General features: G+C 44.9%; 15 protein-coding genes. 6 read left to right on the top strand and 9 right to left on the bottom strand.

The window, feature by feature from the left end; genetic code table 11:
• Positions 1-35: 35 nt before the first annotated feature.
• From BLS64_RS14065 to BLS64_RS14030, 8 genes are all read right to left on the bottom strand, one after another.
• Entirely contained in the window at positions 36-1,064 is a 1,029-nt protein-coding gene (locus tag BLS64_RS14065) for an FAD:protein FMN transferase (protein ID WP_093114360.1), read from the bottom strand.
• Between the two features lie 3 nt (positions 1,065-1,067).
• Positions 1,068-1,424 carry a Na(+)-translocating NADH-quinone reductase subunit F gene (locus BLS64_RS14060; protein WP_093114359.1) on the bottom strand — a complete coding sequence of 119 codons (357 nt, stop codon included), beginning with the start codon at positions 1,422-1,424 and terminating at the stop codon, positions 1,068-1,070.
• Between the two features lie 118 nt (positions 1,425-1,542).
• Positions 1,543-2,832 (bottom strand): NADH:ubiquinone reductase (Na(+)-transporting) subunit F, encoded by a 1,290-nt coding sequence (gene nqrF / locus BLS64_RS14055; RefSeq protein ID WP_093114357.1) that lies wholly within the window; start codon positions 2,830-2,832, stop codon positions 1,543-1,545.
• A gap of 9 nt (positions 2,833-2,841) precedes the next feature.
• Entirely contained in the window at positions 2,842-3,456 is a 615-nt protein-coding gene (gene nqrE / locus BLS64_RS14050) for an NADH:ubiquinone reductase (Na(+)-transporting) subunit E (protein WP_093114356.1), read from the bottom strand.
• 24 nt (positions 3,457-3,480) lie between these two features.
• On the bottom strand, positions 3,481-4,239 hold the full coding sequence (locus BLS64_RS14045) for an NADH:ubiquinone reductase (Na(+)-transporting) subunit D (protein WP_093114354.1): 759 nt from the start codon (positions 4,237-4,239) through the stop codon (positions 3,481-3,483).
• A gap of 5 nt (positions 4,240-4,244) precedes the next feature.
• Complete coding sequence (locus tag BLS64_RS14040; RefSeq protein WP_093114353.1) at positions 4,245-4,982, bottom strand: Na(+)-translocating NADH-quinone reductase subunit C; 738 nt, start codon at positions 4,980-4,982, stop codon at positions 4,245-4,247.
• Positions 4,983-4,984: 2 nt separating this feature from the next.
• On the bottom strand, positions 4,985-6,169 hold the full coding sequence (locus BLS64_RS14035; RefSeq protein WP_093114352.1) for an NADH:ubiquinone reductase (Na(+)-transporting) subunit B: 1,185 nt from the start codon (positions 6,167-6,169) through the stop codon (positions 4,985-4,987).
• Between the two features lie 10 nt (positions 6,170-6,179).
• A complete protein-coding gene (locus BLS64_RS14030; RefSeq protein ID WP_093114350.1) occupies positions 6,180-7,523 on the bottom strand; it encodes a Na(+)-translocating NADH-quinone reductase subunit A in 1,344 nt (447 codons plus the stop codon).
• Between the two features lie 161 nt (positions 7,524-7,684).
• Here BLS64_RS14030 and BLS64_RS14025 point away from each other — a divergent pair, with 161 nt between their 5' ends.
• The 3 genes from BLS64_RS14025 to apaG are packed head-to-tail and all read left to right on the top strand — an operon-like array spanning position 7,685 to position 10,473.
• The gene (locus BLS64_RS14025) at positions 7,685-8,938 is read left to right on the top strand and encodes a type IX secretion system plug protein (RefSeq protein ID WP_093114349.1); all 1,254 of its coding nucleotides are present in this window, start codon (positions 7,685-7,687) and stop codon (positions 8,936-8,938) included.
• Between the two features lie 21 nt (positions 8,939-8,959).
• The gene (locus BLS64_RS14020) at positions 8,960-10,084 is read left to right on the top strand and encodes a DUF3667 domain-containing protein (protein WP_093114347.1); all 1,125 of its coding nucleotides are present in this window, start codon (positions 8,960-8,962) and stop codon (positions 10,082-10,084) included.
• A gap of 2 nt (positions 10,085-10,086) precedes the next feature.
• Complete coding sequence (apaG, locus tag BLS64_RS14015; protein WP_093114345.1) at positions 10,087-10,473, top strand: Co2+/Mg2+ efflux protein ApaG; 387 nt, start codon at positions 10,087-10,089, stop codon at positions 10,471-10,473.
• 62 nt (positions 10,474-10,535) lie between these two features.
• Here apaG and BLS64_RS14010 read toward each other — a convergent pair whose 3' ends face one another.
• Positions 10,536-11,240 (bottom strand): NRDE family protein, encoded by a 705-nt coding sequence (locus BLS64_RS14010; protein WP_093114344.1) that lies wholly within the window; start codon positions 11,238-11,240, stop codon positions 10,536-10,538.
• A 140-nt stretch (positions 11,241-11,380) separates the two neighbouring features.
• Here BLS64_RS14010 and pruA point away from each other — a divergent pair, with 140 nt between their 5' ends.
• From pruA to BLS64_RS15095, 3 genes are all read left to right on the top strand, one after another.
• Positions 11,381-13,006, top strand: coding sequence for an L-glutamate gamma-semialdehyde dehydrogenase (pruA, locus tag BLS64_RS14005; RefSeq protein WP_093114342.1), 1,626 nt, complete (start codon positions 11,381-11,383; stop codon positions 13,004-13,006).
• 282 nt (positions 13,007-13,288) lie between these two features.
• The gene (locus tag BLS64_RS14000) at positions 13,289-23,332 is read left to right on the top strand and encodes an Ig-like domain-containing protein (protein ID WP_093114341.1); all 10,044 of its coding nucleotides are present in this window, start codon (positions 13,289-13,291) and stop codon (positions 23,330-23,332) included.
• A gap of 228 nt (positions 23,333-23,560) precedes the next feature.
• Positions 23,561-24,153, top strand: a 593-nt coding sequence (locus BLS64_RS15095; protein WP_143019335.1) for a hypothetical protein, incomplete at its 3' end; no start/stop codon positions are given.

Raw genomic sequence — 24,153 nt, 5'->3', positions numbered from 1 at the left:
GAAAAGTCTTTTTTCTCTCCTCTTTATTCTCTTTTCTAATCCAGGTCTACAAGCACTTCCTCAAAACCGGCCGTAGCATATTTTCCCATACTACCGTCCTCTTTTGCGTAGATCAAATAAGCGTCCACCGTTTCCAGTTTTGACAGCATCTCATTAGAGCGTTCTAGCCCCATAGCCATGAAAGCAGTGGCATAGGCATCGGCCAGAGCACAATTTTCGGCCAGTACAGAAGCGCTCAGCACGTCACTTTTCTCGGCGTAACCGGTCAGCGGATTTATAGTGTGAACGTACATTTTTCCGGTAGCAGGATCGATCCGATTCTTGCGATAGTTTCCTGAAGTGGCCATGGCGCGATCCTTCAGCTTAACTGCAGCCGTAAGAGTGCGGTTTTCTGCCTGCTGTTCGGGATCATCAATACCCACAGTCCAGGGAGCAGCTTTCTCTAGATTTTCACCCTTTGCCAATAACTCCCCGCCCAACTCGACGAGGTAATTATCCACCTTTCGGGATTCCAGGTAATGCCCTATTAGATCTATGGTGTAACCTTTAGCTACGGCATTAAAATCAAGATAGACAGCAGAGGCTGTACTTTTTACTTCTCCTGCTTCGGTTAAACTGATCTTATCCAGCCCTACATATTGCATAAGCGAATCCACACTAGCGGTATCGAGGATCTTCTCGCTTCGCTCCGGGCCAAATCCGTAGAAATTCACAAGATTTCCCACCGTGGGATCAAAATATCCTTTGCTTTCCATATAAACCTTTTCAGAAAGCCTGAAAACATTTCTGAACAGCGTATCCACCTTCACCAGGGAATCACCGCTATTGAGACGGGAAATATCGGATCCTTCCCTGTAGGTGCTCATGGACTGGTTCACCCTTTCAAAAATGGAGTCGAGAGCTATGTCTAAAGCAAGGTCTTCTTCGGAATAATAGGTGATATTATAAGTTGTCCCTAAGGCTTCCCCGGCAGCAGTTTGTTTACTTGGTCCTGAGTTACAGGAAGTCAACAGGCCGATAAGAAAGAGGATAAGGATAGTTTGAAAAGAGGGAAATTTTTTCATTTTTTAGATCTCTTGAAGGCCGGCGTAGTTCACCACATAATCATCTGTGGTGGAAACGGGCAACTCGTAATCACGGGAGTTGGCGAGCCCTACCCCGGCATAATAGGTTTTGGCGTCAAACTTAAGCGCATGCTGCTTTACAGATTCCAGGAAAATGTACGGGATCTCTTTCGGGTCATGAGGGTATTCAATAGCCCTCACGATCACAAAGTGCAGTTTCTTATTCTTTAAAGCCACAAATTGCGGATCTTTTTTGAATTCACTGTTCACTCCCAGAAATTCGTAGCCCTGGTCTTCGAGGTCCTTGCCCACAATATTCATGGCAAGGTTATGCAGCTCCTGATCTGTTAATTTTGACATGACACAAATTTACGCTTTATTACCGACGTTAAAAAAGCCTTTTCATTTTCCCTTTTTATAGGGAGCAAAAAAAACAGCCGTCAAATGACGGCTGTTCCTATAATATATTTTGAAGGTCTTATCCTCCAAAGTCATCGAATCTCACATTCTCTGGCGGCACTCCAAAGTCTTCGGCCATTTTCTCAACAGCCTTGTTCATCAATGGAGGTCCACAGAAATAGAATTCTATTTCTTCGGGCTCATCATGATGGCTTAAGTAGTTATCGATCACCACCTGGTGGATGAATCCTACGAATCCGTCACCTTCCCCGTCAATTCCTTTTTTCTCTTTCCAGTTATCTTCCTCTAAAGGCTCAGACAAGGCGATGTAGAACTTGAAGTTAGGGAAGTCTCTTTCCAAAGCTCTGAAGTGTTCTGTGTAGAACAATTCTCGCTTAGAACGACCACCGTACCAGTAAGTCACTTTCCTGTCGGTCTTAAGGGTTCTGAAAAGGTGATACAGGTGCGAACGCATTGGAGCCATTCCGGCACCACCACCCACGTAAAGCATCTCGGCATCTGAGTGGTTGATGAAGAACTCACCAAACGGTCCTGAGATAGTTACCGTATCTCCTTCCTTACAGTTAAAGATATAAGAAGAGGCAACTCCGGGGTTTACAGACATCCAGTCGTTCTTAGCTCTATCCCATGGCGGAGTAGCAACACGAACGTTAAGCATGATCCTTCTACCTTCGGCAGGGTAAGAAGCCATAGAGTAGGCTCTTTCCACCACTTCTGGGTTCTTCATCACCAGCGGCCAAAGGTTGAACTTGTCCCACTCCATTTTGAACTTATCAGGTTCTCCGGGATGCTCCTCTGGGTGCGCGGTGATGTCCATATCCTCATACTTCACCTCACACTTAGGGATCTCGATCTGGATATATCCTCCTGCTTTGTAGTCCATATCTTCAGGGATCTCCACAACGAACTCCTTGATGAAAGAGGCCACGTTATAGTTACTAACCACTTTAGCTTCCCATTTCTTGATCCCAAAGATCTCTTCAGGGATCTGGATCTTCATGTCCTGCTTCACTTTCACCTGGCAACCAAGACGCCATCCATCGGCGATCTCTTTACGGGTGAAGTGAGGTTCTTCAGTTGGAAGGATAGTACCTCCACCTTCAGAAACTATACATTTACACTGGATACAGGTACCTCCACCCCCACAGGCAGAAGGCAGGAACAATTTGTTCTCACCCAGCGTAGAAAGCAGGGTTCCGCCGGAACCTACTTCCAAATCTTTTTCTCCGTTAATATTGATCGTAACCGGCCCTGAAGGGATCAGTTTTGCCTTAGCTCCCAATAAGATGGAAACCAGGATAAGGATCAATACTAAAAATACGATTACACTTGCTATAATTACTTCCATTACTTCTCTCTATAATTTGATTCCCATAAAACTCATGAACCCTAAGGCCATTAATCCGGTAATGATAAAGGTAATACCCAATCCTTTCAAAGGAGCCGGTACGTTGGAGTATGCTATCTTCTCACGGATAGCAGCAATTCCAAGAATGGCAAGGAACCAGCCTATACCACTTCCGAAGCCATAAGTAGCCGCTTCTCCAATTCCGCCGAAATCTTTTTGCTGCATGAACAACGATCCTCCAAGGATGGCACAGTTCACCGCGATCAACGGAAGGAAGATACCTAATGCCCCATAAAGGGCCGGCGCGAATTTCTCCACGACCATTTCCACAAGCTGCACCATGGCCGCGATAACCGCGATGAACATGATAAAGCTCAAAAAGCTAAGGTCAATAGTTGCATATTCTGCTCCTAACCAGGATAAGGCTCCCGGTCTCAACAGATACTGGTCTAACAAAAAGTTGATAGGCACAGTGATAGAAAGTACGAATACCACAGCCAGTCCTAATCCAACCCCTGTTTTCACCGTTTTAGATACTGCTAAGTACGAACACATTCCAAGGAAGTAAGCAAAGATCATGTTTTCAATGAAAATGCTTCGTACGAATAAATTTATATAATCCATATTCGATTTTTTAGAGGTTACAGACTAGCTTTCAATTAATTTTCTATTTCTGGCACGCTGCACCCAAATGATAATTCCTACCACGATAAGGGCCATTGGCGACAACAGCATCAATCCGTTGTTCTCATATCCAAGAGCATAAAGTCCGGTAGACTCCGCCAGGGTTACTCCTTTGTGCCCAAGCACTTCGTACCCGAACAGTTTTCCGGCACCAAGCAACTCCCTGAAGAAGGCCACAATGATAAGGATAAGTCCATATCCTGCCGCGTTTCCAATTCCGTCAAGGAAAGACTTGTAGATCCCGTTTCCAAGCGCAAATGCTTCCAGACGCCCCATTACGATACAGTTTGTAATGATAAGACCAATGAAAACCGAAAGCTGCTTACTTACATCATAAGCATATGCCCTTAACACCTGGTCAACCAGTGCCACAAGAGAAGCCACAACCACTAACTGCACGATAATTCGAATCCGGTTAGGGATCATATTTCTCATGGCCGAAATGATCATGTTACTGAAAGCCATTACCGCCATTACCGCGATAGCCATAACGATCGCTGGTTCAAGCTGCACGGTAATCGCCAGTGCTGAACAGATACCCAGTACCTGAACGGTAATAGGGTTGTCGTCATCAAGCGGATCTGTAAGAAGCTTTCTGTTCGCCTTTGACAGAAAATGCTCTTTTTCCTCTGAATCTGAAAGGAAAAGGATCATTTCTGATTTCTTTTCTTCTTGATTCACCTCAGCGTTCTGCTCAGGCTTATTTTTTATTTCCTGTGCCATAATTCTTAATTATTTGCAACTTTAATATCTGTTTTACTCTTGAAATAAGGCAGGTAATGACGCAGTCTTTCAGAGATCATATCTGAAACCCCATCTCCTGTAATGGTCGCACCAGAGATGGCGTCCACCTTATTATCATCCTTAGAGGTGCTTCCTCCTTTCACTACAGACACACCAATTAGTTCTCCGTTGTCGTTAAAGATCTTTTCATCGGTAAAACGCTCTCTGAACCATTCCTGGGTGATCTCTGCACCAAGTCCCGGAGTTTCCCCAAGGTGGTCAAATACCACTCCTTTTACGGTGTTCACATCGTCTTTCAAAGCGATATATCCAAAAATAGCATTCCAAAGCCCCGCACCTCGCAGGGGAACGATATAATAAGTATCTCCTTCCACCTCGGCTATGTATAACGGGAAGTTCTGCTCTTCTGGTGATCTCTTCAATTCTTTGGCAAGATCCACATCAAAGGCGTTCACCCCTTCTTTGACTTTTCCTGTATTATCCAGAACGATCTGCTCTTTGATATTCTCATTAAAAAGAGCCTCTGCTCCTGCCCTGTCAGTCTCTACCCCAACCGTGGCAAGGATATTCTGCATTTTCTCCTGACGCATATTCTCATACTGTCTTGGCTGCAAAGACGTAGCCGCGAAAGCAAGCACTACTCCCACTACGATCACCATTACAATGGCGAAAATAAAGGTATACGAGTTGGAGTTTGTTTTATTTACTGTTTTCTCTTCCATAACTAAACTACAGTTTCAACTTGTTGGTTAATACCCGCTTTTTTTCTTTTCAACCTGCGCTTAATGTTACCCTGGATCACATAATGATCAATGGTTGGTGCGAAAACGTTCATAAGAAGAATAGCTAACATCACACCTTCAGGGTAAGCCGGGTTGAACACCCTGATCATTACCGAGAAGAACCCGATAAGGAATCCGTAGATCCATTTTCCTCTATAGGTTTGTGCAGCCGACACAGGGTCGGTAGCCATATACACTATACCGAACATCAATCCACCTATCAACAGGTGCTGATACCATGGGAAATTTGTAAGCGCGTTACCTGCAATTCCCAGTGAAGGAAGTGCATTAAAGATCAAGCCCATTACAGCAGCACCAATTACGGCACTTACCATGATCCTCCAGCTTCCAACTTTTGTGAAGATCAGGAACAGGGCCCCTAAAATGATCAAAGCAGCAGAAGTTTCAGAAACAGACCCGGGGATAATTCCAAGGAACATATCCATTGCGCTATACTGTACATCCTGCCCGGCAGCAAGGCTTCCCAAAATGGTTTCTCCTGAAACCCCATCAACTTTAGCGGCATTCATTACCCACACACTGTTTCCAGACATATAGGTAGGATAAGCGAAGAAGGCGAAAGCTCTGGCTGTCAAAGCCGGGTTCAGGATATTCATCCCTGTTCCCCCAAAAGCTTCTTTTCCAATGATCACAGCAAATACAACAGAAACAGCAAGCATCCATAATGGAAGGCCAACCGGCATGATCATAGGGATCAATAGTCCCGTAACCAAATATCCCTCGTTGACTTCGTGCCCTCTGAAAATCGCGAAAGCGAATTCAATTCCAAGACCTACAGCATAAGACACCACGATCATTGGAAGGATCTTAAGAGCACCTTCTCCAAAGGCCTCCCAAAAACCAACTTCTGCCTGTACCTGGCTCAAATACTGGTAACCCGTGTTCCACATACTGAACAATAATACAGGAACAAGTGCCAGCACCACTGTGATCATCACTCTTTTCAAATCTACCGCATCCCGAACATGGGCTCCTTTCTGAGTAGTGTGATTAGGTGTGAACAGAAAAGTATCCAAAGCGTTAATAGCCGGAGAATACTTCTCAAGTTTTTCCCCTTTAGCAAAGGGTTCTTTAAATTTATCTAATTTTTGTCTAATCCATTCCATAGTAAACAGTTTATCCAACTTCGGTTATCATTAGATCCAAACCTAGTCTTATTATTTCTTGCGCCTCAATCTTTGAAGTGTTCACGTAATCAATCAACGCGAAATCTTCAGGAGCTACTTCGTAAATTCCAAGGTTCTCCATTTTTTCAATATCGGCAGCCATACATGCCTTCAGCAACTGCATTGGGTAGATATCCATAGGCATCACCTCTTCCATCTCTCCTGTTACTACAAGCGCCCTTTCTTCACCGTGAAGGTTAGTGTTGACCTCATATTTTTTCTTTGGAAATAACCAGGTCAAAGAAGTGCGGGAGTTAGAAGGAATGTTATTATAAGTGAAAGGCAACCACCCGAACATCCTGTACTTGTTCCCTTCAGGAATAAGAGTAAGTTCATTAGGAAGGAACCCAAGGTGACCGGTGTCACTCACTTTTTGACCGGTGAGCACATCTCCGGAAATGGTCCTTACATTATCTTCATCTATTTTCCCGACCAGAGAACCAACGTTAGCACCGATTTTTGTGCGGAAATATTTTCTATCCTTAGCTTCGGTTCCTGCAACCGCAATTGTTCTGGTTGCGGTGAACTTCCCGGTAAGGAAAAGATCCCCCATATTAGCAACATCTTCAGGATTGACAGTCCATACCCGCTCCCCAATATTGATAGGATCGATGTTATGGATCTGCACGCCCACGTTTGCCGCCGGGTGCGGACCGGAAACGTTGTGCAATTCTACATTTTTAAGCCCTGAGAAAAGGGAGCTTCCTTTTTGAACGGAAACATGCACCTTCCCCGGAGTAAGTTTAGCCAGCGCGTTTAGGCCGGTCTGGAAAGCATTCATTCTGTCTTTCAGTATGAACTCAACATCTGCCGATAAAGGCGCGGTGTTCATTGCCGAAATAAAAATGGCTTTGGGAGTATCTTTAGGGTCCGCAATAATATCATACGGCCTCTGATTAATAAATGCCCAGCAACCGCTTTCAAGGATCCTGTTCTTCACTGCTTCTGCATCGGCAGAAACGGGATCAATGACACCAAATTCGCGGTAAGAATCAGCACTGTCAGCCTCAATGATAACTTCCATGATGCGACGCTTTTCCCCACGCTTAATTTCTTTAAGCGTACCACTAACCGGCGAAGTAAAGCGCACCTCAGGAGTATATTTGGAGAAGAAAAGTTCATCTCCTGCCTGTACGGTAGCCCCTTCCTTTACAACCATTTTTGGAACAACTGAATGAAAATCTGGCGGTTTAATTGCGAAAGTCTTAGAGCGGGGAGCGTCAACCAAGGTTTTCTCCGCTTCCCCCTTTAATCGTAGAGTAAGCCCTCTTTTAATTCTAATGTCGTTTGACATAGGATGGAGTGTTAAAATTCGTTTAAAATCGTGCAAATTTATGCATTTTCGACCCACACTTCCCAATTAAAAATCAATTAATTTGCCTCGCTTTCCTGTTAAAAAGGTCAAATCCTGATGGTAATCAGTTTTTCAGTATCTTTAGATTTTATTTGGCCCGAATGAAGACACTTTTTACTTTCTTGCTCTGTTTACTCCCACTTCTCTCTTCCCTGCAGGCACAGGTAGCCGTGGAGGTTACGCCGCCAAATTACATACGCACGGTGATCTTTAACAGCGGTAGCGGATATAGCGGCACGCCCATCATCAGGATCGGAGAAAGGCTTAATCTTGAATTTGATGACATTATAGGAGATGAAGCCAATTACTATTATACCATACAACACTACAACTATGACTGGACCCCGTCCCAGCTTGTAAAGTCTGAATATCTCGAAGGCCTGGACAATGTGCTAATTAATAATTATGAGAATTCTTATAACACTCTGCAGCTGTACTCGCATTACAGTCTCCAAATTCCCAACGAAGACACCAGGGGCCTGAAGGTTTCCGGAAATTATATGCTGAAGATCTTCAATGATGCCCGCGAGCTCATCTTCTCACGGAAGTTCATGGTCTACGAACCGCTTACGAGTGTCGTGGTAGAGATCAAAAAGTCGCGGGAAGTGAAATTGATCCACACAAAACAGGTAGTGAACTTCAGTGTCGACTCCCCCGATTTTATCATCAGGAATCCCGAAGAATCCGTTTACGCGGTGATCCTTCAGAACAACAATTTGAAAACGGGGATCTATAACATCAAGCCCCAGTACAATATTGGCAGTGAGCTAATCTATAAACATGACCAGCTCACCTCTTTTTGGGCGGGTAACGAGTACCTGAACTTTGACAGCAAAGACCTGCGCGCGGCCACAGTGAAGATCCAAGCCATTGAGGTAAGGGACCTTTACCACCACTTTTTGTTCACTGACAGGATTCGCGCCTTTGAGCCTTATACTTATAATCCCGATATCAACGGAAAGTTCGTGGTGCGAACCATGCAGGGCCGCGACCCCGACATTGAAGCGGGATATGTGTGGACGCATTTTGCCCTGAGAACCCCTGAACCTTTGGAAGGCGGGGAAGTGCATCTCTATGGAGAATTCAACCACTTCAACCTGGATGACAGCACCAGGCTCACTTATAATTTTGAGACGGGAAGATATGAAACAGCCCGCCTGTTCAAACAGGGCTACTACGACTACAAATATGTTTTTCTACGCGATGACGGGGTTCTGGATGAAGGCTTTATAAGCGGAAATTTTATTAGCACCGAAAACGAGTATACGGTTCTCATTTATTATCTTCCCCCCGGAGCACGATATGCGCGGATCATTGGAGTAGGAAGCGCCAATTCTATAGATATCTCGAATTAACCTTTTTGGGACAACCAAAAAATGAATACCGAAAACAAACCTTCCACAATCCTCTTTCCGAAGATCAACAAGGAAAGACACAAGCTAAAGTACCGGAGCACAGAATGTTTAAACTGTTACCATCCGCTGGATATCAGTGATCAATACTGTCCTAATTGCGGACAACTCAACAGCACAAAAAAGCTTGCTTTTGATGACTTCTTCAATGAATTCTTCGCGGGGATTTTCGCCTACGATTCCCGGCTGCACCGGACTTTGGGAGCGCTTTTGTTCAAACCCGGAAAGATCTCCAAAGATTATATCGAGGGAAAAAGGGTTCGGTATGCCAATCCCTATCGGTTTTATTTAAGCGCCTCTATCATCTTTTTCCTGGTTTGGAGCATTCCGCAGGATTTTGAAAATATAGAATCTAACGGCACCCTAAATCCCAACCGGGAGCAGGTAGCCGAACTGGATTCAGCTTTAACTGCAGAAAGAGCAACAAACCCTACCCTGGATTCGCTGTTGGGAGACAGGATCACCATCACTCCCGATACTACAACAAAGGAAAAAGAAGTGGTCTATTTCCCGGAAAGTGAGGTGGACACTATGTCCTTTTTCAAAAGGACGGGTAAAAAACTTGAAGTTTTCTCCAATTACTATGAAAGAACAGAAGAGAAGGATATAGATGAAGCCCTGGACAGCCTCAACTACACCAATACCCGATTTAACCACTGGTTGTTCAAAAAAACGATAGACACCCATGCTTTTATTAAAGAACCGGGAGTTTTCATCAGTTATTTTGTGAGCAAACTGCCTTTCATTATCTTTTTCTACCTGCCGGTATTTGCTCTTTTCATCTGGCTGCTTTACCTGCGCAGGCCGTTCACTTACATGGAACACCTGGTTTTCACCTTTCATAATCAAACCACCTGGTTCGTCCTGTTTGGCCTGGCAGTCATTCTCGATTACATTTTCAATACCGACTGGGTAATAGCCATTACAGTTTTCGTTTTCGTCTTCTATCTCTATAAAGCCTTTAGAAGATTCTATGGCCAGGGGAGAGTTAAAACCGTTTTAAAGTTTATTATTATCAATATAATATTCTTTACCTTAGCCGTAATTGCGTTAGCATTTTCATTTATTGCATCTTTTGCATTTTACTAGGTATGATTCAACAAGTAACCAGAGGGATAAAAATATCCATTGAAACCAATTTTGAAGGGACCTTCCACAAGAACTACAGGGTCCACTTCGCCTTTGGCTACAAGATCACCATTGAAAATCAAAGCAAGGATTCCGTTCAGCTCACTTCCCGTTTCTGGAAGATCAAAGACGCACTAAACCGCACCGAAATTGTTGAGGGAGAAGGCGTGATAGGAAAAAAACCTGTTTTGAAGCCTGGAGAATCCCATACCTATAAAAGCGGATGCCTCCTCACTTCCCCTTTTGGAGCCATGAGCGGCTTTTACAGCATGATCAATTTCACTTCTACAAGAAAATTCAGGGTAGCCATTCCTTCCTTTAAATTAAGTGCTCCGTTCGCGCTTAATTGATACTGAAAGATCATTTATATCTGAAGCAATATCTTCGGCGAAATTCATTTAAAAAAATTATCTCAAAATTCATTTCTTGAGACCTCTCCAGTAGACAGGTCTTTATAGGAGAACAGGATCTTTTCTTCGGAAAGCTCCACCTGCGAAATGCTCTGGGTTCTGACAAAGCCGCGGTTCATCCTTACATCGATTTCAGGATCTCCCACGCCTGCGGAATGATGGAATTCCAACAGGTTTTCTGAAGTCAGCGGATTGGAGTCGTGAAATTTCTGAAACCACTCGCGACGCAGCTCTTTCATCTCTTCAGAATAAAGCGGAGAGGACGACCAAATGTGTGATCCCATAGCCAGATTTCTGAAATGCTTCTTCAGGCCATCCCATACGAACTCGAAAAATTTCAGGCTCTCCTGCCATTCCACAGCGATGATGGTGAAAGGTTCCACCTGCAAGAGATCATAATCGGCGATAGCTTTTTCAAATCCATCAGAAGCAAGTAAATGTTTCACCACCACACCCCTACTTAAACGATAAGGTGGATTGCGATCGTGTTTTTCGAATTCTCCATTCAGCAGACAAATGAGCCGCTTTTTCTCACTCACTCCCAGCCAGGTACCGCCGGCCATAACATCCTTCGGAAACAACATTTTCACCCCCTCTTCCAAATAGATCTGTGGAGCGATGGTTTCCCTTTGCGGAGCTTCATCCCGACTCGAGGTTAAGATAAAGCCTTTTTCCGAAGCAATATTTGTTAAAGTGACCGTGCACATATTATGAAAATTCTAAGAATCGTCTTTAAAAAGGCGAAATATTATTTAAAGTTCATCAAATTTATGGAGATCCAAAATTCTTTTAATTTATTTACCTTTACAGACACTATAAATAATAACTCCAAAATTAAACAGAAACTATGGGAAAAGGTGTATTCCAGGTTCCTCAAGCAGTGAATGAGCCTGTAAAATCATATGCTCCCGGAACTCCCGAAAGAGAGGCAGTCCTTAAGGCATACAAAGAACTATATAATTCAAAAGTCGAAGTTCCTTTATATATTGGTGGGGAAGAGATCAAGACAGGAGATACAGCTCCCATGAACCCTCCGCATGACCACCAGCATCATCTTGGGGATTACCACAAGGCCTCAAAAGAGCATGTGGAAAAAGCGATCAAAACAGCTTTGGAAGCCCGGGAAAAATGGGCTAATCTTGAGTGGGAACAAAGAGCTGCGGTTTTCTTAAAAGCAGCCGAACTCATTGCCGGGCCGTACCGCTACAAGATCAATGCTGCCACTATGATTGGGCAGTCAAAAAATATTTTCCAGGCCGAGATCGATTCAGCCTGTGAGCTGATAGATTTCCTGCGCTTCAATGTGGAGTACATGACCCGCATCTACGAAGAGCAGCCAGAATCTAATTCCGACGCATGGAACAGGCTGGAATACCGTCCGCTGGAAGGATTTGTCTACGCAGTGACTCCGTTCAACTTTACCGCTATTGCCGGTAACCTGCCATCGGCCCCGGCGTTAATGGGTAACGTGGCCATTTGGAAACCGAGTGACTCACAGGTATATTCTGCCCAGGTGATCATGGAAGTTTTCAAAGAAGCCGGGATGCCAGACGGGGTGATCAACATGGTAATGGGTGATCCTAAAATGATCAGCGATGTACTGATCGGTCACCGTGATTTCGCCGGACTTCATTTCACGGGAAGCACCACGGTCTTCAAGAACCTTTGGAAGCAGATTGGAGAGAACATTCACAACTACAGGTCTTACCCAAGAATTGTAGGCGAAACAGGAGGTAAAGATTTCATTATTGCCCATCCAAGTGCCCGACCTAAACAAGTAGCTACAGCCATTTCACGTGGAGCTTTTGAATTCCAGGGGCAAAAATGTAGCGCGGCTTCCCGAGTTTACCTTCCAAAGAGCATGTGGGAAGAGGTCAAGAATTACGTAGTGGAAGACGTGAAATCTTTCAAAATGGGATCTCCCGAGGACATGAGCAACTTCATTACCGCGGTCATTCACGAGGCTTCTTTTGACAAGCTGGCAAAATTCATTGATGCCGCCAAGAACGACAGTGATGCCGAGATCGTCGTTGGTGGAAATTACGACAAGTCTAAGGGCTGGTTTATTGAACCTACAGTAATCCTTACTGACAATCCTAAATACAGTACCATGTGCACCGAACTATTCGGACCTGTGGTGACCGTATTCCTATACGAAGACGACCAGTGGGAAGAAACCTTAAAATTGGTGGATGATTCTGAATACGCGCTTACAGGAGCGATCTTGTCTCAAGATCGTTATGCCGCGGCTGAGGCGACCAAAGCCCTTCAAAATGCTGCCGGGAACTTCTACATCAACGACAAACCTACGGGAGCGGTGGTTGGTCAGCAACCGTTTGGTGGTGCAAGAGGAAGTGGAACCAACGACAAGGCAGGATCTATTTTGAACCTGTACCGCTGGATCTCGCCAAGAACGATCAAGGAAACCTTTGTAACTCCAACAGATTACAGGTATCCTTTCTTAGGAGAATAGTACCTTTTATAAATAAAAGAAGAACCGCCGGAAATTTTTCGGCGGTTTTTTTATGTCCATGCGTTAAAATTCTTAACAAATAGAATCCTGTTTTTGGTCGTCTTTTTCGGACTACAAAAAGGTTAAAACTGATTGATTATCAACATAATATCATGTTAAACGTTTTTTAACCCCCTTCACCGATTTACTTATATATTTTGGCAAATAAGCTGTAAATTAGGTTGTTAAACACTCGATCGAGAACGTTTTTACCTCCCCCAGAATTTACAAAAACTGTTTGCTATGGCGAAAAAATTACTCTTTTTTCCTTTTCTGTTCCTATTCTTGGTTGTCCACCAGCAGGCTGCAGCTCAGGATTGTACAGACTTTACAGAAAACACTTCGGTCAGTATCTCCACTGAACAAAGCAGAACTATATGTGATGGAGATGACCTCTCCTTTAATTCCTCCATCTCAAATTATTCTGGAGAAGACCTTACATACCAGTGGACCCTGGGGGGTAATCCAATTTCTAATGCAGATCAACCCACCCTTACGCACCAGTTCTCTAGTACCGATAACGGAAAAAAAATAAGACTGACTATTACCTCTACCTGCGATTCCACAGTCAAAAGGTATAGTAATGAACTAACTATTACTGTCAACACCAATAGAACACCCACGGTTTCAATTTCTGCAGATAAAACTTCAATTTGCCCAGAAGAAACGGTAACATTCACAGCTTCACAAACCTATGGTGGCGACAATCCGACGTTTGCCTGGTATATTAATTCAGAAACCACTCCGACCCAGGAAGGCACTTCCAACACTTTCAGCACTACGGGACTTGATCAAAGTTCTAATACGGTTAAGGTGGTGATGACCAGCAGCCTTGCCTGCGTGATCTCTTCAACCGCACAAGCTACTTCCAACAGCATTAGCTTAAAACCGGGCACCCCGGTACAGCCGGGAAATATTTCCCTACCCACGCTTATATGTCCCGGAGTGAATTACACTTATAGCGTTGCAGCCGTAACTGACGCCACCTCTTACCTCTGGACTTTGCCAGATAATTCGACCCGGACTACTTCTGGTCCCGATCTTGACCTGGCCATTGCTACTGCCGGCGACCATTCCCTGTCTGTGCAGGCGGTCAATGAATGCGGTACCAGTACCAAACAGACCACCAATCTAACGGTCAATGCGGGAGCACCAGCTCAACCCGGGACCATTTCCATTCCAGAACTGGTATGTCCGGGGGTAGAGAATTCCTATTCATTTTCAGCAATCGCTGATGCCGATGAGTACATCTGGACCCTTCATGACAATAGTACTGTAACTACGACTGATCCTTCCCTGCCAATAACCTTTGATAGCCAGGGAAGTTTTTCTCTTTCTGTACGGGCGTCAAATGAATGTGGGGATAGCGCAGAGAAGACCTTTAGTATTACGGTCAATGCCGGTGCGCCAGATACACCTGGTAGTATTACTGGAGAAAATATTCTCTGTCCTAATACCTCTAACAATACATATGGCATTGCCGATGTTGATTTTGCCGATAGTTACGAATGGGTCACCTCAGGAAATCTGAGTATTGATGGCGCAGCTACCGGTACGAGTGTAAATGTTTCCGGAGGAAGCACGGGTAGCGGTACTCTTCAGGTGCGGGCCATCAATGAATGCGGCGAAAGTCAATATACCGAAGAATTCCAGGTTGAGATCTATACCGGGGCGCCTGATGCTGTTTCGATAAGCACATCTCATGTTGACGCCCCAAATTTCTGTCCGGGAGAGGAAATAGTATTCAGTGTTCCTGCAGATGCCAAGGCAGATACCTATACCTGGACAGTACCACAAGGATGGTCATATACAGTAAATACGAACCCAAACGAAATAACAGCTACAGCTGGAAATCTGAATGATGATGGGGATATTACCGTTACGATCAATAATGATCACTGCGGAAGCGTTTCCGATTCTTTTGCCGTCAGCATCCAGAATCCTGCACCACAAATGGGGGACATCTCCATTGATGGTCCTACTTCAGTTTGTCATGAGGACACGGGCCTGGTATACTCCATTCCTGCTGTTGAGTATGCTACAGAATACATTTGGAGCGTACCGGGAGATTGGACTATTACAAGTGCAGATCCTTTGGCAAACCAGATCACAGTAAATGCAGGCACAGATGATGGTGCAATTACAGTTTATGCTAAAAATCATTGCGGGCCAAGTGCTGAAACCATTAGCTTACCGGTATCCAGCGTGGATGCTGTTCCTTCCACCCCAGGAGAAATCTCCTCAAGTTTGTGGGATACAGGAACTGAGTCAAACGATCCTATTTGCCCACCGGCCACAGGTATCACCTTTTCGGTTACAGATGCAGGTGATGCAGACAGCTACAACTGGATACTTCCTAATGGCTGGGAAATAACTGAAGGAAAAGACACCGAGAATATTACCGTAAAAGTCACTGCCAGTGCAAAGTATAACACAAATGAAACAATTTATGTGGAAGCGGTAAATATTTGCGGTCCCAGTTCGCGACAAACCTATGACAACATAGTCCTTTCAGACTATGTCCAGGTAGATGCCGGAGAGGATAAAACCGTATGTCGAACCACGGCCGATATTACTATTGAAGGCTTTGTGAATTTTAATGGCAGTAAAATGAAAATTAATGCTTCCTCCTCCGGGACAGGAAGTTTTATCGGAATACCAAATGGAAAAGTAGATACTTACAGTATAAAATATAAACCAAGTCAACAGGACATTGACAACCTTGAGCAGGTTGTGATCACGGTAACTACAGATGCTCCGGTGGGGGCCTGTGGGCCCGGCGAGGACGAAATGATCATCTTTTTCAGGGACAATCCAGCTGTTTCCCTTTCAGGTGATGCCACCATCTGCTCTGGAACCACCTCACCTCTTACTTTTACCGGCAGTCCCAATACCCAGGTCACCTATACCGTCAATGGTGGAACCAGTCAAAAAATCACTATCGGACCTTCAGGTGAAGTCATTCTCGATAGCGGCGTGCTGACCCAAAACACCACGTATGATTTAGTGAGTGCCGTATATACCGATGCTCCTGCATGCTCTGGAAATATCTCAGGCTCTGCAACCATTACGGTTACCCAAATTCCAACCGCCGAGATTTCCTATTCCAATGCCTGTACCTCTGGAACCTCCCTCCCCGTCACACTGACTGGTACGGATAATTATACAGGTGGCACATTCACTGCGCCTGCAGAAGTCAGGATAAATTCAACCACAGGAGAAATCAATCCTTCGTTAAGTACGTCGGGAACCTATACCGTCACTTACACCATTCCCGCAAGCGGAGGCTGTCAGGAGATTCCAGTGACCACCGAGGTGACCATCCGGGAAAAAGTAGTCATCACCACAGAACCCGTGGCAGTCAGGGCCTGTGAAGGAGGTAGCGCACAATTCGAAGTACAGGCTTCAGGTGAAGGCCTGACCTACCAATGGTATAAAGGAGCCGTTACGGCAGGAAATGAGGTTGCCGGAGGTACTTCTAATATCTTATCCCTTAGTGGACTGAGCGTTTCTGACGCAGGGGATTACCTGGTAGTTGTAAGCGGCACGGATCCTTGTGCTCCGGAAACTTCGGCTGCAGCTAGCCTGGTTGTAGATGAAAACATTGTAATACAGAGCCAGCCGATCGCCCAGATCGCCTGTGAAGCTGGTACAGCTGAATTTACCGTAGAGGCTACATCAGGAGGAAGTCCTCTTGGAACCGGTTTCACCTACCAGTGGTTTAAAGGCACACCGGGATCAGGTACTGCAATCGGTGGTGCAACTTCTGCAAGTCTTCAGTTTACAAGTGCTGCATTAACGGATAGTGGTGATTATTACGTGGAAATTAGCGGTCCTTCAGACTACACCTGTGATCAGGTAACCTCCTCTGCGGCTACCTTGACCGTACGAGAAACTCCCACGGTGACCATTTCCGGGGACGCTTCGATCTGTAGCGGAACTTCTGCCGATATCATTTTCCAGAACGGAATTCCTAACGGGGTTGTAACCTATACGATCAATAATGACAATACCGCTTCCCAAACCTTTAACCTGGATGCCAGCGGAGCAGGTGTATTGAACACCGGCGCCCTGGTAGCTACCTCAGGTGTGGATACCGACTATGTCTATACGCTTCAGTCAGTAACCTATCCTGATGATCCTATGTGTAGCACCTCTGTATCAGGATCAGCCACAATTACCGTTGCACCTGATCCAGATGTAACCATGTCCTTTACCGACGGGCAGACCGAATTTTGTACAGCTGATGCAACTTCCTATACTCCCACTCTGAACGGAACCGGAACTTTTAGTGGCGGAACTTTTTCTGCAACTGGTTTGACCATAAATTCCAGCACCGGGGCCTTCACTCCCCAGGGACAGACCCCAGGGGATTATGTGATCACTTATACCATTCCTGCCTACGGCGGATGCCCAGAAGAAACCATCAGTCTGCCAATAAGCATTTATGAGGAAGTGAAAATCACTGCCCAACCCTTTAACGTGGGAATCTGCTCCACCCAGGATGCACAGTTCTCCATAACTGCCACAGGAGATAACCTGACCTACCAGTGGTTTAAGGATGGAAGTCCAATTGCAGGGGCTGAAGGACCTGTCCTCGATCTTCCTGTTGCCACCTCCGAGGATGCCGGACAGTACTTTGTTAGGGTATCGGGTACTAACGCCTGTACTCCTACAGAGGAATCTAAAGTGGATTCGGACGTGGTCACCCTGAACGTGGATGAAGATATTGTGATCATTGAACCTGCGGAAGATGTCAGAGTTTGTGAGACTGGTATTGAGAGTGTGCAATTCCGCTTTGTGGCCCATGCCAATGGGGCGCCTTTAAGCTTTACATGGGTGTACGGAGATGGAAGTCCGGTGACGGTTGATGGCAACAAAATAGAAGAATCTTTAGACATTGATCCGAATTACAATGGCACAGGGACTGAAGTGTATATCGGAACCCTCACCATTAATAACATTGTCGAAGCCGACGAAAATAGGTATGCAGTTCATATTGATGGTTCTGACAATGGATTTTCCTGTCCGACGGCTACCTCCAATGCATTCCTACTGGAAGTAGAACCTATTCCCACGGGTCCGGGTGTAAAAGATGTGGTTTATTGTTTAAATGAAGAGGCCACTGCGCTCACTGCAGAGGGAACCAACCTTCTCTGGTACGACAGCCCTGAAGATGAAACGCCTTCAGAGATCGCGCCGGTTCCACCAACAGATGTGGCCGGGGAATTCTTCTATTATGTTTCTCAAACCCCGTTGTATTGTGAAAGTGAACTGTCTACCATTAAGGTGACGGTTAACACCAGGCCTTCAGCACCCGCCCTTACCGCGGATGAGAGTGCGATTTCTTATTGTATGGGAGAAACTGCCAGTGCCCTTACAGCTACTCCGGATACAGGTGCCAGCCTGAACTGGTATGACAGTGCGACTTCCACCACTCCGTTAGCTTCCGCACCGGTTCCTCCGACCACCGCTGCAGGAACACTCCAATACTGGGTCAGTCAGACCAGCGCAGAAGGTTGCGAAGGAGACCAGGCAGTCATTGACATAACCATCAATCAGCTTCCGAACATCACTCCTCCTGAAAATACGACTATATGCTCAGGAGATAGTATCGATGTGACGGCTTCCGATGCGAATGTCACTGATGGCTCAACCACCTTCAGTTGGGACTGGACTAGTAATTCGGGTGATCCGCTTACCGGGAGTACTGTCACTCTGACACCGGCAGAGACAACTACCTACACCATTACTGCTTCCAATTCGAATGGGTGTATCAATACAGAAGAATTCACCATATCAGTGGATGACCGTCCTGTAGGCGGAAGCATTGATGGCCCGGCAAGTGTATGTATTACAGATCCTTCAGGAACGCTTACCCTTATTGAGTCTGCAGGTTCAATCGATCGTTGGGAGTACCTTACCGGTTCAGCCACCGAATGGACTGCAATTGCGAATACCACCACAAGCCTGGACTTCTCCAGTATGGGCTTTTCCGAGAACACGCGTTTTAGGGCAGTACTTACTAATGGTGTTTGCGAGGAAGTTTATTCTGAAGAGCATTTATTGGTGATCGATCCGGAACCACTGGCCGGCGGACTTTTGTTCAAGGGTACCGACAGAGTATTTATGATGTGTGAATTCCCTACTTCAGATTACCTGGTACCCTTGCACACCTCAGGTGAATACGTTGGGCAAATTGTAGCCTGGCAGTATAGAAGAAATTCGGGTACTGAATGGGTCACTATTATGGAGGGGAGCGAACCCTATACCGGAACCACTCTTTCGGGCCAGCAAGTAATCGATGCCAGTGCTAATGAATCCACTATGTTCAGAGTAGAGGTTCAAAGTGGCGCTTGTGAACCAAATGTATATTCCGAAACCGCCACCTTAAGTATTATCCCTTCAGATATAGCTCCTAATCCGGTCACCGCTTCTCCCGGGGAAATTTGTCTTGGAGACATCGTGACACTAAATGCCGGTACCGGCTATGGTGGGTATGGTGTCTTCCAGGGCGGTGCTTTTGACAATTCTTCCATCGCCAATCATGGCTGGAGAGTGATGCGCTTCGACAACAACACCGAATATACCTTCGAATCTGCGGCGGACAATACCCGTCCCGATCGATGGATGAGGACGAATCCACATGAGTATATTATGGCTGATCCTGATAATCCGGGAAGCACAATGTACCAGTTATTTGATTCAAGTTCTGGAGACGAAGGAAATAAGGGATTTGCCATAGTTTCGGGTAATAACCCTTCAACTTTAGAAACACCTGTATTCAACCTCTATGCTACAGATGATCCTGTACTCACTTTTGATCAGGCATATAATTTGACCCCTGGGGATACCATAAAAGTCCAGATTTCATTAGATGGTGGAAACACTTACGTAGACGAACCACTTTTTGTGATGGGAGGTCCGAATGTAAGCGAAAATTATGCTTCTTTTGGAGACGGCGATCTTGAAAGCCGGCCCCTGAATAAGATGTCCATAGATATGAGCAAGTATGCAGGAATGGGCAATCTGAGAATCAGATGGCTTTATGACGGATCCACCGGTGGAATTTATACCATAGATGATATTGGAATTCCTCAGGATCCTGATAATGTACAATTGATCTGGTATTATGATGACGATCTTGATGATCCAAATAATGAATTGGACCAAATAGGAGATGTCAATCAAAATACGGTCACCTACACTCCTACTAAAATAGGCTGGAACTATTTTGAAGTGCAGACAGCCTTAGTATTTGACACCAATGGAGATCCTTGCCAAAGCGCGGAGAATATGGCCACAATTCAGGTTTATGTATTCGACACTTACACCACCTCCGCTACCGCCGAGATCGGCAGCTGCGGTACCAGTAGTGTACCGCTTACCGGAATAATGGAAGGGGCCGCTCAGGGGGTTATCACTGAATTCCCTGCGGAAGATGCATCAACAGTGGCCTGGGAAGTAATTAATAGCCCTGACGGATACACTTTTTCAGAAGAGCATTTTGATCCGTCAATCACAGACCCTAATGCAATTTTTGATCCCGGAATGGGCGGGGCATTCAGTCTTCAATGGACCATCACCCCGGATGAGGATTCTCCTTGTGAACCCACTCAAACACCCGTTAATTTTGAGATTCTGGATTGTACTACACTGGATTTTGACGGGGTTGACGATTATGTGGATCTAGGAAACAACTATACAGGAAATTATTTTATTGAAGCCTGGATAAGACCATTCGACCGACCTTTTGATGATAATTCGGGAAATACGGATGCATCTACTGGAACTGTTATTAGTGGACCGGGATTTGAAATAGCGATGGCGGATCTTTTAGTTGCCGGGATTCAAAAAAATAACAGATGGTACCACATTGCCGTAGCAAATAACGGAAACCTGTGGATTGATGGCATTGCTTCAGGAAACATTTCTGTTAATGGACATGGGGGAAATAAAACGATTATTGGCGCAAAATGGGATCCATCATCAAAATTGACCTCCAATCACTTCTCCGGTTGGATCGAGGAAGTACGTATTTGGAAATCCGATCTTACACAGGATCAAATTAGGTTCATGATGAACCAACGCCTTATAAACAACGGAGCGGAGATGGGAGAACAGATTCCCATGCCTGTGCCTGAAGGACTTACTTATTCAGATCTGGCAGGATACTACAGGCTGATCTCAGAAGATCCCGACCCCGCTAACCTTGTAAGCTTTGATCCTGCACTCATGCCGCAATTTGGCGAGACTCCAGACCTGGCTGTGAATTCAGTTCCGGGAAGACTGCACAACATGACCACAAATCAGCAGAACACCGCACCCCTGCCCTATATTTCTGCGATTGACGGGCAGATTTGGGAAACCGACGATACCTGGATAAGACCCGACGTTTGGGATCCGCCGAACAGTGCCGGAGTGACAGGCGATCCGATAGAATGGAACATTGCCATTACTAACCACAATATTGATTCTGGTAATAAAGATATCACGTTGCTCGGTCTTAAGTCCATGACTGTAAATAAACTCATTACCATGGCCAACCCTTCCTCAACTATGGATGAAACCAACAGCGGACAGATGATGCGGGTTACGCATTACCTCTTGCTGGACGGAAATATGGACCTGGTTGGTGAATCCCAACTCTTACAGGATGAAGGAAGTATTCTGGATGAAGCCAGTGCGGGATGGCTTGAACGCGACCAGCAGGGAAAAATGCTCAGCTTCAACTACAACTACTGGTCCAGTCCGGTAAGCGCCCAGGGAGCGGCCAACAATGCTGATTATTCTGTAGCCCAAGTGCTATTGGATGGTACAAATTCAGCATCTCCACAGCCAATTACCTTTGACGACCGGTATCACATTGCTGATAATGGCAGAACTAATCCAATAACGATCAGTAACTACTGGATCTGGAAATTCTTAGGAACAGCCGATATTTATGAGGAGTGGTTCCATATTGGTTCTACAGGAACCCTGGCCACGGGGGAAGGCTATACCATGAAAGGAACAGACGGTACAGTAGGCTTAAATGACCTCCAGAACTATGTCTTTAAAGGAAAACCTCACAATGGAAATTTTACCCGCGCCGTCAGCAAAAACCAAAATTATTTGGTAGGGAATCCTTATCCTTCTGCTATTAGTGCAAAAGAATTTATTCTAGATAATATGAAAGATGTGAGCGGAGGGCGAAACACGAGTAATATCTTTAACGGCGCTATTTATTATTGGGATCATTTTGCCGGACGTACACATTATTTAGAACAATACATTGGAGGATATGCCACGTGGACTTTAGCCGGAGGTGTGGTTGCCATTTCGAATGATGAACGAATACTTGCCAATGACCAGAAAGGAACAACTGAACCCGGTGAGTTTATTCCTGTCGCCCAGGGATTCTTCGTCAACACCGTACTGGATGCCGAAATTGAAGCAGCCACAGGAATTACTGTTTCAGGTGGGGATATAATCTTCCGAAACCGGCAACGGATTTATGAGAGAGAGAACGGAAGTAATCAATCAATTTTCCACTCCCAGGAAAAGAAAGGTCCGGAAACGGCTACTTCTCAATCCTCTGAAAAACAAGCTTCCGAAGACACCCGCCAGAAGATCTGGCTGAAATTTAAATCTCCTATGGGATATCACCGACAGCTACTGGTAACAGCCGATCCTAATACTTCAGATGGTTTCGATTTAGGTTATGATGCTCCACTTATAGAAGATAATGCGGAAGATATGTACTGGTATTTTAATAACTATGAATTTGTAATTCAGGCCGTGGAAGATTTTAATGCAGACCGCGAACTTGCTCTGGGCATGAAAGTCCATGAAGAAGGAAACATCGTTATCAGCATTGACAACTTGAAGAATATACCCGATGATCTCGAAATATTCCTCAAGGACAGTTTATTGGAGGTGAATCATGACCTAAGGAAAAATGCCTACCGGGCTACCTCAGACACAGGAACTTATCACAATAGGTTCAAAGTGATATTTAAAGATCCTAATGCCGTGGTTGTGGAAGAGCCTGAGGTACCGGAAGCAGGGGAATTTGAGATCCTTTATGTAAATGGCAGCAGGGAAATTCTTGTCAAGAATCCGGAACTGCTTAACATTGAAAGGATCTATTTGAACAACGTTCTGGGACAGCAACTTCATGTTTTCTACGATGTACCTGCAGAAAAAGAATTGAGGTTACCGGTTAAAAGGTTCAGTTCCGGGGTATATATTGTGAAAGTGCACTCCGAAAAAGGAATAAGGACGAAGAAGGTGATCCTTGAATGATGACTTAATTATACGACTACCAGATTTTTGGCCCCGGAAATTCCGGGGCTTCTTTTTATAATATTATTGATCAATTAACCTTTTTTTGTCAGATATATCCTCCTGATCTTTATTTATTTACCATTCACCTAATTTTTTCTTCCTTTCAACGAAAAGCAATATTAATTTGTAGTTAAAGACCTAATATTGAGGTTAAAAAGGTGTTAACTTACACGTAAAAGACCGCCTATGGGTAAAACTACTCAATTTGTAAAGGTTGGAAAATTATTTTCAGGCTTTGCATTTTTTTCTTTTATATTATTAACTGCCTCAAATACTGCCCCTACCGAACTTATAATATCAGAGAAAGATTCTGGAAAACTGGCTATTGCTACAGAAGTAGCAAAGAATATTTCGACCCCGGATATGAACTTATCCTCTCCTTCGCTCAATTCTACAATGAACAGTGAAGACAGTGCCTGCATCGTCACGGCACCAGCAGAAATAAAGAAAAATACAAGCTTTGATGGAACTGGAGACTGTTCTGCAGTTCTCAATGATATTGGCACGGCTACAGCTGTTGGGTGCACTGAAATAACAGCAACCCCCTATGTAAATGGAGTAGAAATTGATCCTGCAATTTATGCTTTCCAGTTAGGCATTACAGTGGTGGAATGGAGAGCTACAGATCCTATTACGGGAAATTTGATTACTGATGACCAACTAGTAATTATATCTGACGATGAAAAACCAATGGCAAGCAACCCTACACCAATCAATGTTCAGTGTGCAGCTGACGTACCTGCTCCTGACACTTCAGTTGTTACAGATGAAGCCGATAA

This window comes from Salinimicrobium catena (assembly GCF_900102915.1).
GTDB classification, from domain to species: Bacteria; Bacteroidota; Bacteroidia; order Flavobacteriales; family Flavobacteriaceae; genus Salinimicrobium; species Salinimicrobium catena.
The sequence above is the reverse complement of the archived record's forward strand: the minus strand, read 5'-3'. Positions and strand labels throughout refer to the sequence as shown.

Bases quoted from the DNA above. Each gene is read 5' to 3' on its own strand.
- BLS64_RS14065 (WP_093114360.1), bottom strand. From the start codon at position 1,064: ATGAAAAAATTTCCCTCTTTTCAAACTATCCTTATCCTCTTTCTTATC.
- BLS64_RS14060 (WP_093114359.1), bottom strand. From the start codon at position 1,424: ATGTCAAAATTAACAGATCAGGAGCTGCATAACCTTGCCATGAATATT.
- nqrF (WP_093114357.1), bottom strand. From the start codon at position 2,832: ATGGAAGTAATTATAGCAAGTGTAATCGTATTTTTAGTATTGATCCTT.
- nqrE (WP_093114356.1), bottom strand. From the start codon at position 3,456: ATGGATTATATAAATTTATTCGTACGAAGCATTTTCATTGAAAACATG.
- BLS64_RS14045 (WP_093114354.1), bottom strand. From the start codon at position 4,239: ATGGCACAGGAAATAAAAAATAAGCCTGAGCAGAACGCTGAGGTGAAT.
- BLS64_RS14040 (WP_093114353.1), bottom strand. From the start codon at position 4,982: ATGGAAGAGAAAACAGTAAATAAAACAAACTCCAACTCGTATACCTTT.
- BLS64_RS14035 (WP_093114352.1), bottom strand. From the start codon at position 6,169: ATGGAATGGATTAGACAAAAATTAGATAAATTTAAAGAACCCTTTGCT.
- BLS64_RS14030 (WP_093114350.1), bottom strand. From the start codon at position 7,523: ATGTCAAACGACATTAGAATTAAAAGAGGGCTTACTCTACGATTAAAG.
- BLS64_RS14025 (WP_093114349.1), top strand. From the start codon at position 7,685: ATGAAGACACTTTTTACTTTCTTGCTCTGTTTACTCCCACTTCTCTCT.
- BLS64_RS14020 (WP_093114347.1), top strand. From the start codon at position 8,960: ATGAATACCGAAAACAAACCTTCCACAATCCTCTTTCCGAAGATCAAC.
- apaG (WP_093114345.1), top strand. From the start codon at position 10,087: ATGATTCAACAAGTAACCAGAGGGATAAAAATATCCATTGAAACCAAT.
- BLS64_RS14010 (WP_093114344.1), bottom strand. From the start codon at position 11,240: ATGTGCACGGTCACTTTAACAAATATTGCTTCGGAAAAAGGCTTTATC.
- pruA (WP_093114342.1), top strand. From the start codon at position 11,381: ATGGGAAAAGGTGTATTCCAGGTTCCTCAAGCAGTGAATGAGCCTGTA.
- BLS64_RS14000 (WP_093114341.1), top strand. From the start codon at position 13,289: ATGGCGAAAAAATTACTCTTTTTTCCTTTTCTGTTCCTATTCTTGGTT.